Source organism: Ensifer sp. SL37 (genome assembly GCF_026672675.1).
GTDB lineage: Bacteria > Pseudomonadota > Alphaproteobacteria > Rhizobiales > Rhizobiaceae > Ensifer > Ensifer adhaerens.
On the sequence record NZ_JAPPRN010000001.1, the window covers coordinates 130,131 to 145,200 of the forward strand.

Sequence of the window (15,070 nt, forward strand, 5' to 3'; positions counted from 1 at the left end):
GGCTTTGGCAGTGATGCCGTTGACGGTTAGATGGGGTTGCCAAGCCGACCCCGGGCTCTCGGCCGCCCGGCAAAGCCACAAGAATTCTTCCACACGGACAATCAGAGGAAATCATGGAAACGGTAGAAATCAGCGATCGTAACGACTTTGCCCTTTGGGCCATTCAGCGCGCTCAGGAAATCGTGACGGGAGAAGGCGCAGCCTTCGCAATCGCAGCCCAGGGCGCAGACGAGGAAGCCCTGTCGCAAACCGCGGCCGCCCTCGGCCAGGCAATCAGCGATGCCATGCTCGAGGTTTTCGACGGTCTCGTCGCCTCATAAATTCTATCTGCGCCGATTGGCTCTTGCTACCGTCTCGCAGCCCGGACCAGCCAGCAGCATGGTACGGCCTCCCCATAGGATCGCGCGCCATGCTCGCGAAACTAGCCGTGACCGGTGGTACTACAGTCTCAGCGTCCTCAAGAGCTTCGACGAATTACTGAAGGAAGCCAGCGCCAGCCGGCTCCCTCCAGCAGAAGCATTAGATGACGCCGAGCGCGTCCATCGCTTCGGCGACCCTCACAAAGCCGGCGATGTTGGCCCCGAGCACATAGTCGCCGGGGTTCCCGTATTCCTCGGCGGTCTCGGCGCAACGGTCGTGGATCGACTGCATGATAATGGCAAGCCGTGTTTCGGTTTGCTCGAACGTCCAGCTGTCGCGAGAGGCATTCTGCTGCATCTCGAGAGCCGATGTCGCAACACCGCCCGCATTGGCGGCCTTGCCCGGGGCAAACATGACCCCTGCATCCTGAAAGATGCGAACCGCTTCCGGGGTCGACGGCATGTTTGCCCCCTCGCCTACTGCGATGACGCCATTCTTCACCAGAGTGCGGGCATCCTTGCCCGTGAGCTCGTTCTGGGTCGCCGAGGGCATCGCGACATCGCAAGGAACGTCCCAGACGGAGCCGCCCTCGAAATAGTGTGCCTTGGAACCTTTCAGCCTGGCATACTCGGATATCCGCTCACGGCGAACCTCCTTGATCTGCTTGACCAATTCGAGATCGATCCCGTCCTCATCGACGACATAACCGTTGGAATCGGAGCATGCGACGATCTTGCCACCGAACTCCGCGACCTTTTCCATGGTGTAGATAGCGACGTTTCCGGATCCCGATACGGTCACGCGCCTGCCTTCGAAATCGAGGCCCTTGGTGCTGAGCATCCGCTGGACGAAGTAGGTCGCACCGAAGCCCGTTGCCTCCTTGCGTGCGCGCGAACCGCCGTAAATCAGCGCCTTGCCCGTCAGCACCCCGGCCTCATACCGGTTGGTGAGCCGCTTGTACTGGCCGAACATATAGCCGATCTCCCGGCCTCCGACGCCGATATCGCCGGCAGGAACGTCCGTGTATTCGCCCAGGTGTCGGTGGAGCTCGGTCATAAACGACTGGCAAAATCGCATGATTTCCCCATCCGTTCGCCCTCTCGGGTTGAAGTCGGAGCCGCCCTTGCCGCCGCCGATCGGCATGCCTGTCAGGGCGTTCTTGAAGGTTTGCTCGAAGCCGAGGAACTTGATGATCCCGACGTTGACGGAAGGATGAAAGCGTATCCCGCCTTTATAGGGCCCAAGTGCGGAGTTGAACTGCACGCGGAAGCCGCGGTTGATCTGTACCTGCCCAGCGTCGTCGACCCAAGGCACCCTGAAGATGATCTGCCGCTCGGGTTCGCATATCCGTTCTATAAGGGCCTGTTCCGCATAGCGCGGATGCTTGGCAATGACACGCCCCAGACTTTCAAGCACTTCCCGTACGGCCTGGTGAAATTCCAGCTCGCCGGCGTTGCGCCTCAGCACTTCCGTTAGAATTGGTTCCAGCTTCTCATCGACATTCAAGATGGTTCTCCTCATGCGCGCAGCTTCTTAGGCGCAAACCCCTCGCGCATTATCGGAAGCTAGGCGGCAAGTGAAGATTTATTTCCCGCGGCCATGCAATTCTTGATTGCTTACTTGGGCGCCGTTTCGGGAAAACAGGTTACCGCGCACCTGGAATGCCGATGGCGAGCTGAAGGGCTGCAGCCCGTGGAAGCGAGGCAGCCGCCCGATAGAATGGATTGCTCGCCCCGACAGCAAACTAGCGCGCGCATCGTCACCGTTGCGGTTGCATAGGAAGGAGAGCTAACTCGCCCTTCCCGCGATCCTGACGGGCCGCGTGCGCTTGCGCGTCCAACTCGACACGTGCCGAGCCAAAACGCGGATTTGGAACCGCCCTCCTGATCTTGGCAGCAGGAGTTCCTATATTACAGTCCATCTCCCGCGCTGGCCCGCAGCCAGTGGGAGACAAAGCGAAGACGCGCTCACGAACCAGGTGGAGGATATCTGAATGACCGAGAGAGCTGTTCTGGCCGGCGGTTGCTTCTGGGGAATGCAGGATCTGATCCGCAGGCTCCCCGGCGTCACCGGCACCCGTGTGGGCTATACCGGCGGCGACGTGCCCAATGCGACCTATCGCAACCACGGAACCCATGCCGAGGGCATCGAGATATTCTACGATCCGGCGAAGACCTCCTATCGGCGGATTCTGGAGCTGTTTTTCCAGATCCACGACCCCACCACGAAAAACCGTCAGGGCAACGACATCGGCACCTCCTATCGTTCGGCGATCTACTACGTCGATGACGAACAGAAGCGCATTGCCGAGGACACCATTGCCGATGTGGAAGCCTCTGGCCTGTGGCCGGGCAAGGTGGTGACGGAACTGGAACCCGTCGGCGACTTCTGGCAGGCGGAGCCGGAGCACCAGGATTACCTGGAGCGCTATCCGAACGGCTATACCTGCCACTTCCCGCGTCCGAACTGGGTGCTGCCGCGACGGTCCGCCGCGGAGTAACAAACGCCCCGGCGAGCGTCTGGCGAACCGTGTCCGCATGCAGCCGCCAGGTTCGGCGGACATGGATGCCGGCCGCATCAATCGAATTCAGGACAGTCGTTGCGACCTTGGGATGATTGTTCTCCTTCCTGGAGCATCACATGAACTTCAATAGTCAACGACTTGAATTTACCGGCCATTCCGGCGCCACTCTTGGCGCCAGACTCGACCTTCCAAACGGCCCGGTGCGGGCCTATGCGATTTTCGCCCACTGCTTCACCTGCTCCAAGGATCTGGCGGCGGCGCGTCAGATCTCGGCCGAACTCGCGCGCGAAGGGATCGCGGTCCTGCGCTTCGATTTCACCGGCCTCGGATCAAGCGAGGGCGAGTTCGCCTCGACCAACTTTTCGTCCAACATCGCGGATCTTCGTTCGGCCGCCGACTATCTGCGGCTACACTTCGAGGCGCCGTCGCTCCTGATTGGCCATTCGCTTGGCGGTGCAGCCGTCTTTGCGGTTGCCAACGAAATTCCGGAAGTTCGCGCCGTGGCCACGATCGGCGCACCCGCGGACGTCGGCCATGTGCTCAAGAACTTCGGAGCGAGCCTCAAGGAAATAGAGGAAAGTGGTGCCGCCGAAGTCGATCTTGCCGGTCGCAAATTCCTGATCAAGAAACAGTTCGTCGACGACGCTTGCGCCCAGCGCCTTCATGAGGCTGTGGCCACGCTCAGGAAACCCGTTCTCATTCTCCACGCGCCGCTGGATCAAACGGTCGGCATCGAAAACGCCAGCGACCTCTTCCATGTGGCCAAACATCCGAAGAGCTTCGTTTCGCTGGACAAGGCCGACCATCTGCTCACCGATCCTGCCGATGCCGCCTACGCCGCCCGGGTGATTGCGGAGTGGCTGAGCCGCTATCTCGTGGCCGACAGTCCGCAGGGCACGGAGCCGGTGGAACAGGTCCAGGTGACGGAAACGGGCGAAGGCAAATTTCAGAATTCGGTTCATGCCGGCAGGCATCGCCTCTTTGCCGACGAGCCGCAAAGCGTCGGCGGGTTCGATTCCGGGCCATCGCCCTATGACTACCTGTCGATCGGGCTTGCTGCCTGTACCTCCATGACGCTGCGCCTCTACGCCGACCACAAGAAGCTGCCGCTCGGGCGCATCAAGGTGGAGGTCTCGCATTCCAAGATCCATGCGCGGGATTGCGCAGACTGCGCTGCAACGGAGCGCGCCGACAGCGGGAAGATCGACCGGTTCGAGCGGGTCATAGCGATCGAGGGCGAGGTCGCAGACGAGCTTCGCTCCAAGATCGCCGAGATTGCCGACAAGTGCCCGGTCCATCGCACTCTGGAAGGGATCGCCAAGATAACGACGGCCGTGAAATAGTCCGCGGCCCTGCCCGGAATTTTCCTTTGTAGTATTCCGCTAGTACCCGTTGCCTCAGCCGGATTGCTAAGCTCCGCCCATTGGTTTTTGGGAGGAAACAAATGGCAAACTCGAAAATTCTGATGATCACCGGTGATTTCACCGAAGACTATGAAACGATGGTTCCGTTTCAGACCTTGCTCGCCTGCGGCCACACGGTGCATGCCGTCTGCCCCGGCAAGAATGCCGGCGAGACGGTTGCGACCGCGATCCATGATTTCGAAGGCGACCAGACCTATTCCGAAAAGCGCGGCCATAATTTTGCGCTCAACGCCACCTTCTCCGCCATCCGCGCTGAAGATTACGACGCGCTGGTCATACCCGGCGGTCGCGCGCCCGAATATCTGCGTCTCAACCCGGATGTCATCAAGGCTGTCCAGCATTTCTTCGCGGCGGGAAAACCGGTGGCGGCCATCTGCCACGGCGCACAATTGCTGGCGGCGGCTGGCGTGTTGAAGGGCCGCACCTGTTCGGCCTACCCGGCGTGCCGTCCGGAGGTCGAACTTGCCGGCGGCATTTATGCGGATATCGCGATCAGCGACGCGGTCGCCGACGGCAACCTCGTGACCGCGCCGGCGTGGCCCGCCCATCCGTCGTGGCTGCGCCAGTTCATGGCTGTGCTCGACGCCTCGGCCCTGCTACAAACAGACGCCGCCTGAGAAGGCAGCCACGGGAGGGGCGAGATGTGCGAGTTGTTCATAAAGGCGGATGCGCGGCTCTGGGAGAGCACCACCCGGTCGCTGCGCATCGATGGCATGGTGACGAGCGTCCGGCTGGAGAACTTCTTCTGGTCGAAGCTTGAGGAGATCGCGCGGCGCGATCGTATGAACGTCACGCAGCTGATCACCAAGCTACACCACGAGTCCATCGATGCCGGGCATGATCTCGGGAACTTCACATCATTCCTGAGGGTCTGCTGCGCGCGCTATCTCGACCTGCAGCTGTCAGGTGACATTCCGACGGATGTCAACCAACCGATCGCCGGGCTGAACGCTCCGGCGATCCTCACGCGCGAGCAGGAAAAATATCATTGAGCTGAGGCAGGCTGCCCCTTCGCGGGGGCAGTCCCGGCTCGACGCGCCCCTCGCCTGCTGCCGCGGATCCAGGATCATCAAACCAAAGTCGTTTGGTTCAAGCCCCGGCGACAAGACTATGCTATTCAGGGGGCCAGCGATTCTGAGTTTGTAGTGCAATGAGCCCCAAGACCCGCGGTTATCTGTTTGCCTTCCTTGCCATTTGCATCTTTGCTGGCCAGGACGCCATCACCAAGTATCTTGGCGACCGCTACCCCGCTTTGTTCATCACGATGATCCGATTCTGGGCGTTTGCGCTCTTCGTGTTCGCTTTCGCCGCCTCGTCATCGGGTGGACTTCGCAAGACCGCTCAGACGCGCCACCCCTGGCTGCAAGTCGTGCGGGGCCTGCTGCTCGTCGCCGAAATCGTCGTCATCGTCATTTCCTACGTTCACGCCGGGCTCGCCATGAGCCAGTCGATCTTTCAGGCGACACCACTGATCATCACCATCCTCTCGATCCCTCTTCTCGGGGAGACCGTGGGATGGCGGCGCGGTGCGGCCGTTCTGATCGGTCTGATCGGCGTTCTGGTGATCATCAATCCCGTCAACGTGCACTTCGACATGTCGCTGCTTCTGCCGCTCGCAGCATCCGTGCTTTTCGCGCTTTACAGCATTGCCACCCGCGCCGTCAGTCGCGAGGATTCGGCCGTCACGAGCCTCTTTTATGCCGGCGTTGTCGGCGCCGTGGCGATCTCGCTGGTCGGCCCGTTCTACTGGACAGAGGTGGTGCCGTCCGATTGGTTTGCCCTTGCCGCGCTTTGCGTCTGTGGCACCCTCAGTCACTTTTTCCTCATCAAAGCCTACGGACTGCTGCCGGCAGCCGAAGTCCAGCCCGTTACCTATTTCCAGCTGGTCCTCAACGTGATCTTCGCCGTCATGCTCTTCGGCGAGACGATCACTCACAACATGATCGTCGGCGCGCTCATCGTCGTCGGCGCCGGTCTCTTCACGATCTGGCGCGAGCATCAGCTGGCGAGACGGTCGTCGGTATCGCGCGCCTAGTCCTGCCCGCTGACCGGCCGCTCAGGCGCCGCCAGCGATATGAGAGCAGCCAGCGTCTTTCGAAGGCCGAGATCAAGCCGCTTGTCCTGCCGGACGATCATGCAGAGCCGCCGGCTCAGTTTTGGCGAAAGGGCCTGACCACAAGCTCGCTCGATCCTGCCGCTTCGCCGGCTCATCGCCCACATGCGTGGCGCCTTCAGGCTTGATGATCCAGGTGCGTGGCCCGCTGAGACCCCGCAGCATCCTTCATCGCACGCTCCGCAATCGTTGAAAGCCTGAGTTCGGCAAACTCCTGCAGCAGGGTCCGCTCCGCTTTTTCGAAGGCGTCCACCAGCGCCGCATTCGCTGCGCGCTCCACCGGGCAGGTCGGATGGTCCTCGGACACGCCTGCCGCCAGAACCTGCCCATCGTCCAGCGCCCGCTGCACATCGAGCACCGTCAACTCCTCAAGCGGCCGCAGAAGCGCCCAGCCCCCTCCCCGGCCGCCTTCGGAACCGACGACACCCTTGCGCTTCAACGCCCCCATCGTCCGGCGAACAACCACCGGGTTGGTGTTCAGCATCTTGGCGATGGTCTCTGACGTCTCCCGTCCCCCGAGCAGTGCCATGTGAATGAGCACATGGATCATCCGCGCCAACCGGCTGTCTTGCTTCATTCGACTCCCCATAGCGTAACAACATAAGTTACACACTCTTGACGCGATCTGTTTCCGTAACTTATACAATTACGGTATAAGAGTGTCGAGAAGTAACGAAGATGCAGGCCCAGACAATCCAGACCCGAACCATCCGCATGGGCTTTATCGAACGGGGAAACGGCCCGGCCGTTCTGCTCTGCCATGGCTTCCCGGAGACCTCCCATGCCTGGCGGCACCAGGTAGCGGCACTTGCGGAGGCGGGCTTTCGCGCGATCGCGCCTGACATGCGCGGCTACGGCCTCTCGGAATGTCCTCCATCGGTCGACGAATACAGCGTGTTTCACATCGTCGGCGACATGATTGCTCTGCTGGATGCCCTCGACCTATCAACGGCCATCCTCGTCGGTAACGACTGGGGCGCGACCGTTGCCTGGCAGGCGGCACAGATGCGGCCCGACCGTTTCTGCGGCGTCGTCGCCATGAGCGTGCCGATGATGGGCCAGGCGCCCGTTCCGCCGACCCGGATCTTCCCGCGGACCGACGAGGCAGAATTGTACACGCTCTATTTCCAGGAGCCTGATGTCGCCGAGGCGGAGCTGGAGCGTGACATCGGCCAGACGCTGCGAAAGATCCTCTTTGCGGCTTCCGGCGACGCGGGCGCGCGACAGGCCGGAGACCAGACACCCAATCCGTTCGGCATGGTATCGCGCCGGCATGGACTGCTTGCGCCGCTGCCCGACAGCATGCCCGACTGGCTCACTGCTGCAGACCTCGACACCTACATCAGCGCCTTTGCCACGACCGGTTTTCGCGGAGGGTTGAACTACTATCGAAACCTCGATCGCAATTGGCAGCTGCAGGCCGCTTTCGCCGGCGTAAAGGTCGAAATTCCTGCCCTGTTCATGGTCGGCGAGCGCGACACGGGCATCGCCATCCCCGGGATGCGCGAAATTGTCGATGCGATGCCGACGCTCGTCCCGCAGCTCAAGGAAAGCATCATCGTGCCCGGCAGCGGCCATTGGCTGCCGCAGGAGCGCCCCGATGTCGTGAACGAGGTTCTCATTCGGTTTGCCCGGAATGTTTGAAAGTCACGTGATCAACGAGCGAAGGACACCCCCTGTCCCCCGAGACCAAAAAATGCATGATCGCACACGCAAAACGTGTGGATCCAAGGGGTGCATCTCGATGAAACGGGTGCGGCCCGGGCCCTCATGCGACTTAAATCCAAACTTAAAGTATTCCCAGGATTGCTCATGAAAACCTTTCGATATCTCTTTTTGCCCGTAATCGTTGTCGCCTTGTCGGCTTGCACCACAACCTCCGACGATTCCCGGCAGCAGGCGCTATCGATCACGGCGCGCAGCGGCGTGAAGACGCTCGTCGCCAAGAACTGGCATATCGACGATAACTGCAGCCAGATCGACTATCCGGCGATGACGATTGCGGAGAAGCCCAAGCATGGCCACCTGGAGATTGTCCACGAGGCGGTCTATCCGAAACTGGTGGGCAAGCAGTCAAAATGCGCGACAACCAAGGTGAATGGCGTCGTCGCCTACTATACGCCGAACCCCGGCTATACCGGCCGCGACCGGCTTGTCATTCGCTCCCCCTATGAAGACGGAAAGATCGAAGAAGGCGTATTGAGCGTGACTGTCGTCAAATAGACAGCCGCTTGGTCGGGCGGCGGAAGCACCCTGGAAAACGAAGTGCCATCGAACCGGTTCCGCGCTATAATCGGGTGCGGGGTGGAAAGAAGGTGAAGCCAATGAAGAGGCTAGCAATCTTTGCCTTGTCACTGGCGGCGGTGGCTACGAGTGTTCCGCCGGCCATGGCATTTCCTCCAGCCGTTACGGCGGAGATCGAGGCATCTCAAGTCCAACCGGTTCAGTACAGGCACCACGGCGGCGGCTATCACGGCGGCTACAACCACGGGCATCACCACGGCGGTGGCGATGACTGGGCATGGGCGCTCGGCGGATTGGCAACCGGCGCGATCATCGGCGGGCTGCTCGCGCAGCCTCGCTACTATGGCCCGGGCTATTATGACGAAGGCTATTACGGCCCGACCTATTCCGCCCCACGCTACTATGCGCCGCGCTACTATCGCCAAACCTATTACGGAGGCAGCGCCCACACCCGCTGGTGCTACGCTCGTTACCGGTCCTACAGGGCCTATGACGACACGTTCCAGCCGTATTACGGTCCGCGGCAGGCGTGTGTCTCCCCCTACTACTGAAGCGTTGAAGCTCAGCTGACACGGGCTTCATAACTTGTTGCAGATTCCTCGGTTCGGCACTTGCCGGATCGACGTGGCAGGCCGCCTCTCTAATGTCTGCAACTTTAGTCTTTTTGTCGAAGCCGATGAAAGGAAAGTTTTGCAACCCTAATGTACGCAATGGTAGAGTGCATTGTTTGCGCTTCCCGCGCGGCCTGATTTGTAGCGTTTAGAGCACTTTAAGAGGGCTGTGCCCCCGGGGACCGTCAGCATGCTGAACCTGCCTCGCCTGCCGCTTCTGGACAACCTTAAGGGGTATCAGGGAAGTTGGTTGCGCAGCGACATTTCCGCAGGCGTCGCCATTGCCGCGGTCGGATTGCCGAGCGCCATCGCCTATCCCGCCATCGCCGGGCTGCCGCCCGAGACGGGCCTTTATGCGAGCATCACGCCGCTTGTCGCCTACGCCCTTTTCGGTCCGTCGCGGCAACTGATCGTCGGACCGGATGCGGCGACGATGACGGTGCTGGCGGCCGTGCTGACGACGGTATTCGCCTCCTCTGCCGGTGGCGCTGACCGCGTAACGGCGGCGGCCCTGCTGGCCCTCATCGTCGGCATCCTCTGCCTGATTGCACGCCTCGTCCGTCTCGGCGTGCTCGCGACCTTTCTTTCGCGCCCGATCCTCACAGGCTTCTTTGCTGGAATTTCCCTCTCGATTCTGGTTGGACAGATCAAGCGCGTCACCGGCGTCCAGATCGAGTCGGACGGGCTGATCAGCCCTATTCTCGAACTTCTGAGGCAGGCCGGCTCCATCCACTGGCCCACTCTGGTATTTGCCTTGGCGTGTTTTGCGCTGCTGCAGGTCGCCCGCTTCTATCGCTCACCCGTTCCAGGTCCTGTTATCGTCGTCTTCGTCGCGGTGTTGTTGTCATATCTCTTCGACTTCGAAGGGCGCGGCATGACGGTCGTCGGCAACATTCCCGACGGCTTGCCGACCTTCGTCCTGCCTCGTCTCGAGGGTCTGCCGATCGATGGATTGCTGACCGGCGGCGCGGCAATCTTCCTCGTCAGTTTCGGTTCCGGTGTCATCGCAGCGCGCAGCTTTGCGGCGCTCGGCGGCTACCGCGTCGATCCGAACCGTGAACTGAGCGGCTTCGGCGCCGCCAACATCGCGGCAGGACTGTTCGGGACGTTTCCGGTGACCGCCTCGGATTCACGCACGGCCGTGAACTTCGCCGTCGGTGGGCGGTCGCAGATCGCGAGCCTCGTTGCGGCGGGGACCCTGATGGTGGTGCTGCTCTTTCTTGGTGACGTCCTTCGCATTCTGCCGGTCGCCGCGCTCGGGGCGATCCTTGCGGCAACGGCGCTCAGCCTGATCGACATCGACGGCCTCAGACGGATCTGGACCGTCAACCGCATCGAGTTCATTTTCGCGCTGATTGCCCTTTGGGGACCGATCGGCCTCGGCGTGCTGAACGGCGTGGTCATCGCCATCGCTGCAACACTGGTCTACCTCATCTTGCAGACCATGTATCCGCACGACGCCATGCTGGGCCGCATCCCCGGGCGCGACGGCTTCTACAAGCTGCATCGCGTGACCGAGGCACGCCCGGTTCCAGGCTTCGGTGCCTGCATGGTTCAAGATAGTCTGCTTTTCTACAACGCCGATTACGTCCGCGAGCGCCTCGAGGTGATCGCCGAGAACCTGCCGAAACCTACCCGCTGGCTGGTGATCGATGCGAGCGCCATCCCGCAAATCGACAGCACCGCCGCGGACATGCTTGGAGAGTTGCAGAGCGACCTGAAGAACCGCGGCGTCACGCTCGGCCTGGCGGAGTTGCATACCGATGCGCGCGCCCTGCTCGAGCGCTCCGGGGTCGTCGAGAAGATCGGCCCGGGTATGATCTTCGAGGGAATGGAAGATGCGCTCGACGCTTACGAGACCAAGTACGGGCGGAACGACGGTCAGTCGACCGGTTCTGTCGAGATCAAGCCAGATGACCATGTCCAAACGGGAGGGAAAAATGGGCAAGCATGACGGCAAGAAGAAGAAGGGCAAAGACAAGAGCGAAGGCGAAATAGCCGATGACGCGACGACTTCGGACGACTCGTCATCCGAGGGCTATGCCAAGGAGCTCGCCCGGCTGCAGCAGGAAACCGCCCATCTGCAGGCCTGGGTGAAGAAAACAGGCGCGCGCATCGTCATCGTCTTCGAAGGCCGCGATGCGGCCGGCAAGGGCGGTGTGATCAAGCGGCTAACCGAGCGTGTCAGCCCACGCGTCTTCCGCGTGACCGCGCTGCCGGCGCCGACCGACCGCGAGAAGTCGCAGATCTACATGCAGCGTTATATCCAGCACCTGCCCGCCGCCGGCGAGATCGTGATCTTCGATCGCTCCTGGTACAACCGCCCCGGCGTCGAGCGCGTTATGGGTTTCTGCTCGGATGACAGTGCCCGACGCTTTCTCGAGCTCGCGCCGCGTTTCGAAGCGGCCATGGTCGAAAGCGGCATCATCCTGCTCAAATACTTCCTCGACGTCAGCGAGAAAGAGCAGGAAAAGCGGTTCCGGCAGCGCATTGCCGATCCGCTGCGCCAATGGAAGCTCAGCCCGATGGACGTCGAATCCTATCGCCGCTGGTGGGATTATACCCGCGCCTACAACGAGATGATCCGTATGACGGACACCGATTTCGCGCCCTGGTGGATCGTACCGTCGGATGACAAGAAGCGTGCCCGCATCAACTGCATCTCGCACATTCTCTCGTCGATCCCATACGAGCGCGTGAAATTCTCGGAGCCCGATCTCGGCAAGCGCCAGAAGCGGCCGGATGACTTTGCGGCGGACGACCACGTGCGTAGAAACGTGCCCGACGTTTTATAAGACTGAAAAGCCCGCACCAAAGGTGCGGGCTTTGAACGCTTTCGATCGGGACGGGCCGCAGCGCGACAACGCGATGCGACGCCGGGACGGTCGTACTCAGGCTTTTTCGGGAGCCCAGTTCAAGAAGAACCCGACGTCACCGGGCACGCCACCCGGGAAGTTGATGATCATCGCCTTCAACTTGTAGCCACTTGGTTTGCCGAAGGCCTGATAGCGATCAAAGAACTCTTTTGCTTTCCCCTGCAGCGTGTTCGGCCAATCCCGGTCACCGCTGTTGATCGCGCGGCCGCTGTCAGTGCAAAGCTCGGACGGGAAGCTGTAGACCATCGCTTCGAACTTGCCGGCCTTCACGGCGTTCGCGACCAGCCGGCGAACGATGGCGATTTCCTCTTCCGTCACATGCTGCTTGAGAAAATCCGCGGCAAAGTCGGCGAGCTTTTGCTCTTCGATGGATTTTAGTCGCCGCTCCTTGTCCATCTCGTCCATTTCACGCTGGAGCATCTGCATTCTGAGGTCCTGTGCACTCGGAGGTGCGCCGGCATTCTTGTTGTCAGACATCACGTCGATCCACTTCAAGCAAATGGGCGCTCTGTGACGAAGCGATACACGGCTTCCGTGCATCACATGACCAGGGACGTCCCGCAGTTACATCCAAGGAAACCCAAATGGCAGTGCAATTCGGGGACGAAACATTTTCGAATGTGAGCCGCTATATCTCCGATGGCCCTCTATTCATTGGTCTTTTCACTGCAAAACGAAAGAACCGCGACTGGCTCTCCCGATGCAAGGCTATCCTAAAATACCACAACCGCAAGAGGACAGTGACAACGCGGCAAGATCAGTCGAAAATCCATGCGCATGCAAAGCACTCGCGGGCCTTACATAACGATCAGGCCACGGCTGCCGGGCGCACCCTAGAGCGCGGAATGCGCCTGCGCGCTGCCATGTGTTTCCGGCGAGCCATAGTGGGCCGGCAGGCCGCAAATGGCCTCCATCCTCGGGTCGTTCTCGCCAATACGCTCATCAATCCATGATTTCGCCCAATAATAAGCTTCGGCAAACAGTTCGGAGTGCCGGCTCCAATCCATAAAGCTTATCGCCGCCGAGACTGGTGGGGAAATCAGGATGTCCTTTTCCCCGAGAGCGATCTCCTGCGGCCGGTGCGCCAGCATGCTTGCGGCAATGACCTGGATCAGGTTGGGGATTTTCGGCAGGCCCGAGCGGCCGAAGGGGTTGAGCAACCGAACGGTCAGTTCGGACGCGCCGGGAATACTGTCATAGTCGATGTGCTGTTTTCCGGGACCACCCCCACCCAGGCTCACGACGACGTTCGGGCCTGTCTTCAGTTCCTTCATCTGTTCCAGTGGCAGATTGTTCATGATCGCCCCGTCGACCAGCATGTCACCGTCGGCCGTGAAGAAGGGCGGCAGTATGCCGGGGATCGAGCCCGACGCTCTGACGGCCTGCCATAGTCTTCCGCGGCGATGGACATGCGCTTGCCCTGTGCTGAGATTGGTCGACAGCGCGAAAAATGGCAGCCAGAGGTCTTCGATAAGAACGTCGCCATATTCCGCCTGCAGGGTGCGGTCGAGCACCTTGTGATCCAACAGCGCATATTGCGGCACGGTCAGGCGACGGAACGCGCGGCTGCGGACGAAGATCTCGTGCGTCCCACGATTGATCTCGTCGGCGTTCATGCCGCGGGCGAAGCCCGCCATCATCGCCGCTCCCGAACTGGTGCCTCCCAGATAGTCGAAGGAGGCGCCGGCCTCGATAAAAGCCTTGTGGACGCCAAGATGCGCGCATCCGAGCGAGCCCCCGCCGGCTGCGACAAAGCCCCTCGCCTCGCCGGCAATGAAGCGGACCAAACGCTCGACATCCTCAATGTCTTCGAGCGCCACGTGATGATGCTGCCGGAGTCCGGGGCGCTCGTTCAGCCAGCCGCTGGTGCCGACGACCGTTGCGGCGCGCTTGTCATGCACCAGAACGAGCCGCACGCTTGATGGCGAGTGCACTGACAGCGCCAGTTGCTCTGACGGGTTGAGTTTTGCAGAGTTGGACGGCTCGCCGACCAACAGGACACCATCGGCCTGGCGGATGCAGACACGCGTCCAGTCGCTTGGTTCGTCGTCGGTGATGTAGACGATGCCTCCGGTCTTGGCTTCCAATTGGTTGAGCCAGTCCAGCACCGGCTGATCATCGATCGGAACGCCGGGAAAGCGCTCTTCGATGTCGGCCCTCGCCAGGAATGCCGTGCGCGTGGATCCGGAAAAAGCCTTGCGCAGTAGGTCGATGAAGCGGGGAGAAACCCGGCTGTTTCCGGCAGCAACAATTGCGAGCGTCCTTATCCGGCAGGCGCCCTTGGCATGCGGCGAAGCCGGTGCCTGCTTGGCAAACCGTCGCGCCAGAAACGTGGTGACCGATTGGCGCAGGCTCGGCAGGGCACTCGCCGCCTTTTCGAACTGGTGGTCACAGATCGAAAGAACAATGGAATCGCGAGCAGCAACGACCGTAGCCATGCGCGGCAGCCCGGCGAAGAAACCGACCTCGCCAACGAGTTCGCCCTGCCCTATCTCGGCAATAGGGTCGGAGACGTCATCCCGGTGCACGGTAAAGCGGCCGGACAGGACCACGAAAAACCGGTCCGACGGTTCGCCTTGGCGGACCAGGATCTCGCCACGCCGCACGATGCCGCGATCGGAATTGGCGGCCAAGGCTTCCAACGCAGCCAATGACGTCTGGTCGAACATCAGGGTCTCCGACAACAGCTTGGCAGCAAGGGAACCGGTGGCGTCCATTGAACCTTCCTTGGAAACAGGCCGCTTACGAGCTTAGCCGTTTCGATCGGGATTGCCGAACACATTTCCTCGCCACGCCATATGGCGCAGGCGGCTTTCACCGGACCATAAACAGATGGGCTCGCCCCTGAAGACACGATAGCGACGCCGGGTCGAGGGCGCCAGCGGGACACAACCTTTCTGTGCAGAATAGCATTGCGT

The 15,070-nt window shown here is 61.1% G+C and carries 15 protein-coding genes; 11 read left to right on the forward strand and 4 right to left on the reverse strand.

Features of this window, described 5'->3' with window-relative positions:
• The first annotated feature begins 113 nt into the window (after window positions 1-113).
• Entirely contained in the window at window positions 114-320 is a 207-nt protein-coding gene (locus OVA00_RS00645) for a hypothetical protein (protein ID WP_060520539.1), read from the forward strand.
• A 199-nt stretch (window positions 321-519) separates the two neighbouring features.
• Here the strand turns inward: OVA00_RS00645 and gdhA are convergent, their stop codons facing one another.
• Complete coding sequence (gene gdhA, locus OVA00_RS00650; RefSeq protein WP_112773186.1) at window positions 520-1,866, reverse strand: NADP-specific glutamate dehydrogenase; 1,347 nt, start codon at window positions 1,864-1,866, stop codon at window positions 520-522.
• A 487-nt stretch (window positions 1,867-2,353) separates the two neighbouring features.
• On the opposite strand from gdhA, the gene msrA reads away from it, so the two are divergent.
• The 5 genes from msrA to OVA00_RS00675 all read left to right on the forward strand — a co-directional run bounded on the left by msrA (window position 2,354) and on the right by OVA00_RS00675 (window position 6,343).
• Window positions 2,354-2,860, forward strand: coding sequence for a peptide-methionine (S)-S-oxide reductase MsrA (gene msrA, locus OVA00_RS00655; RefSeq protein ID WP_060520547.1), 507 nt, complete (start codon window positions 2,354-2,356; stop codon window positions 2,858-2,860).
• 140 nt (window positions 2,861-3,000) lie between these two features.
• Window positions 3,001-4,227 carry a bifunctional alpha/beta hydrolase/OsmC family protein gene (locus tag OVA00_RS00660; RefSeq protein WP_268087686.1) on the forward strand — a complete coding sequence of 409 codons (1,227 nt, stop codon included), beginning with the start codon at window positions 3,001-3,003 and terminating at the stop codon, window positions 4,225-4,227.
• 101 nt (window positions 4,228-4,328) lie between these two features.
• Window positions 4,329-4,925: a DJ-1/PfpI family protein gene (locus tag OVA00_RS00665; protein ID WP_034802015.1), complete on the forward strand. Its 597-nt coding sequence runs from the start codon at window positions 4,329-4,331 to the stop codon at window positions 4,923-4,925.
• Between the two features lie 24 nt (window positions 4,926-4,949).
• Window positions 4,950-5,300 carry a ribbon-helix-helix domain-containing protein gene (locus OVA00_RS00670; protein ID WP_060520550.1) on the forward strand — a complete coding sequence of 117 codons (351 nt, stop codon included), beginning with the start codon at window positions 4,950-4,952 and terminating at the stop codon, window positions 5,298-5,300.
• Between the two features lie 158 nt (window positions 5,301-5,458).
• Window positions 5,459-6,343: a DMT family transporter gene (locus OVA00_RS00675; RefSeq protein WP_268087687.1), complete on the forward strand. Its 885-nt coding sequence runs from the start codon at window positions 5,459-5,461 to the stop codon at window positions 6,341-6,343.
• 196 nt (window positions 6,344-6,539) lie between these two features.
• Here OVA00_RS00675 and OVA00_RS00680 read toward each other — a convergent pair whose 3' ends face one another.
• The gene (locus OVA00_RS00680; RefSeq protein ID WP_060520551.1) at window positions 6,540-6,998 is read right to left on the reverse strand and encodes an Rrf2 family transcriptional regulator; all 459 of its coding nucleotides are present in this window, start codon (window positions 6,996-6,998) and stop codon (window positions 6,540-6,542) included.
• A gap of 101 nt (window positions 6,999-7,099) precedes the next feature.
• Here OVA00_RS00680 and OVA00_RS00685 point away from each other — a divergent pair, with 101 nt between their 5' ends.
• The 5 genes from OVA00_RS00685 to ppk2 all read left to right on the forward strand — a co-directional run bounded on the left by OVA00_RS00685 (window position 7,100) and on the right by ppk2 (window position 12,071).
• Window positions 7,100-8,065, forward strand: coding sequence for an alpha/beta fold hydrolase (locus OVA00_RS00685; protein ID WP_268087688.1), 966 nt, complete (start codon window positions 7,100-7,102; stop codon window positions 8,063-8,065).
• A 168-nt stretch (window positions 8,066-8,233) separates the two neighbouring features.
• Window positions 8,234-8,644, forward strand: a complete 411-nt coding sequence (locus tag OVA00_RS00690) for a hypothetical protein (protein ID WP_060610776.1) — start codon at window positions 8,234-8,236, stop codon at window positions 8,642-8,644.
• A gap of 101 nt (window positions 8,645-8,745) precedes the next feature.
• Window positions 8,746-9,216, forward strand: a complete 471-nt coding sequence (locus OVA00_RS00695; protein ID WP_034802004.1) for a BA14K family protein — start codon at window positions 8,746-8,748, stop codon at window positions 9,214-9,216.
• 250 nt (window positions 9,217-9,466) lie between these two features.
• Entirely contained in the window at window positions 9,467-11,230 is a 1,764-nt protein-coding gene (locus OVA00_RS00700; RefSeq protein WP_112773180.1) for a SulP family inorganic anion transporter, read from the forward strand.
• Window positions 11,217-12,071: a polyphosphate kinase 2 gene (gene ppk2 / locus OVA00_RS00705; protein ID WP_034802000.1), complete on the forward strand. Its 855-nt coding sequence runs from the start codon at window positions 11,217-11,219 to the stop codon at window positions 12,069-12,071. Before OVA00_RS00700 ends, ppk2 begins: the two co-directional genes overlap by 14 nt.
• Before the next feature lie 96 nt (window positions 12,072-12,167).
• Here the strand turns inward: ppk2 and OVA00_RS00710 are convergent, their stop codons facing one another.
• Window positions 12,168-12,629: a histidine kinase gene (locus OVA00_RS00710; protein WP_112773188.1), complete on the reverse strand. Its 462-nt coding sequence runs from the start codon at window positions 12,627-12,629 to the stop codon at window positions 12,168-12,170.
• A gap of 356 nt (window positions 12,630-12,985) precedes the next feature.
• Complete coding sequence (locus OVA00_RS00715; RefSeq protein ID WP_268087689.1) at window positions 12,986-14,869, reverse strand: patatin-like phospholipase family protein; 1,884 nt, start codon at window positions 14,867-14,869, stop codon at window positions 12,986-12,988.
• Window positions 14,870-15,070 lie beyond the last annotated feature (201 nt).

Coding starts and splice junctions, on each gene's coding strand:
- OVA00_RS00690 (WP_060610776.1), top strand. CDS start 8,234: ATGAAAACCTTTCGATATCTCTTTTTGCCCGTAATCGTTGTCGCCTTG.
- OVA00_RS00645 (WP_060520539.1), top strand. CDS start 114: ATGGAAACGGTAGAAATCAGCGATCGTAACGACTTTGCCCTTTGGGCC.
- OVA00_RS00675 (WP_268087687.1), top strand. CDS start 5,459: ATGAGCCCCAAGACCCGCGGTTATCTGTTTGCCTTCCTTGCCATTTGC.
- OVA00_RS00665 (WP_034802015.1), top strand. CDS start 4,329: ATGGCAAACTCGAAAATTCTGATGATCACCGGTGATTTCACCGAAGAC.
- OVA00_RS00715 (WP_268087689.1), bottom strand. CDS start 14,869: ATGGACGCCACCGGTTCCCTTGCTGCCAAGCTGTTGTCGGAGACCCTG.
- OVA00_RS00695 (WP_034802004.1), top strand. CDS start 8,746: ATGAAGAGGCTAGCAATCTTTGCCTTGTCACTGGCGGCGGTGGCTACG.
- msrA (WP_060520547.1), top strand. CDS start 2,354: ATGACCGAGAGAGCTGTTCTGGCCGGCGGTTGCTTCTGGGGAATGCAG.
- OVA00_RS00660 (WP_268087686.1), top strand. CDS start 3,001: ATGAACTTCAATAGTCAACGACTTGAATTTACCGGCCATTCCGGCGCC.
- OVA00_RS00685 (WP_268087688.1), top strand. CDS start 7,100: ATGCAGGCCCAGACAATCCAGACCCGAACCATCCGCATGGGCTTTATC.
- OVA00_RS00680 (WP_060520551.1), bottom strand. CDS start 6,998: ATGAAGCAAGACAGCCGGTTGGCGCGGATGATCCATGTGCTCATTCAC.
- OVA00_RS00710 (WP_112773188.1), bottom strand. CDS start 12,629: ATGTCTGACAACAAGAATGCCGGCGCACCTCCGAGTGCACAGGACCTC.
- OVA00_RS00670 (WP_060520550.1), top strand. CDS start 4,950: ATGTGCGAGTTGTTCATAAAGGCGGATGCGCGGCTCTGGGAGAGCACC.
- ppk2 (WP_034802000.1), top strand. CDS start 11,217: ATGGGCAAGCATGACGGCAAGAAGAAGAAGGGCAAAGACAAGAGCGAA.
- OVA00_RS00700 (WP_112773180.1), top strand. CDS start 9,467: ATGCTGAACCTGCCTCGCCTGCCGCTTCTGGACAACCTTAAGGGGTAT.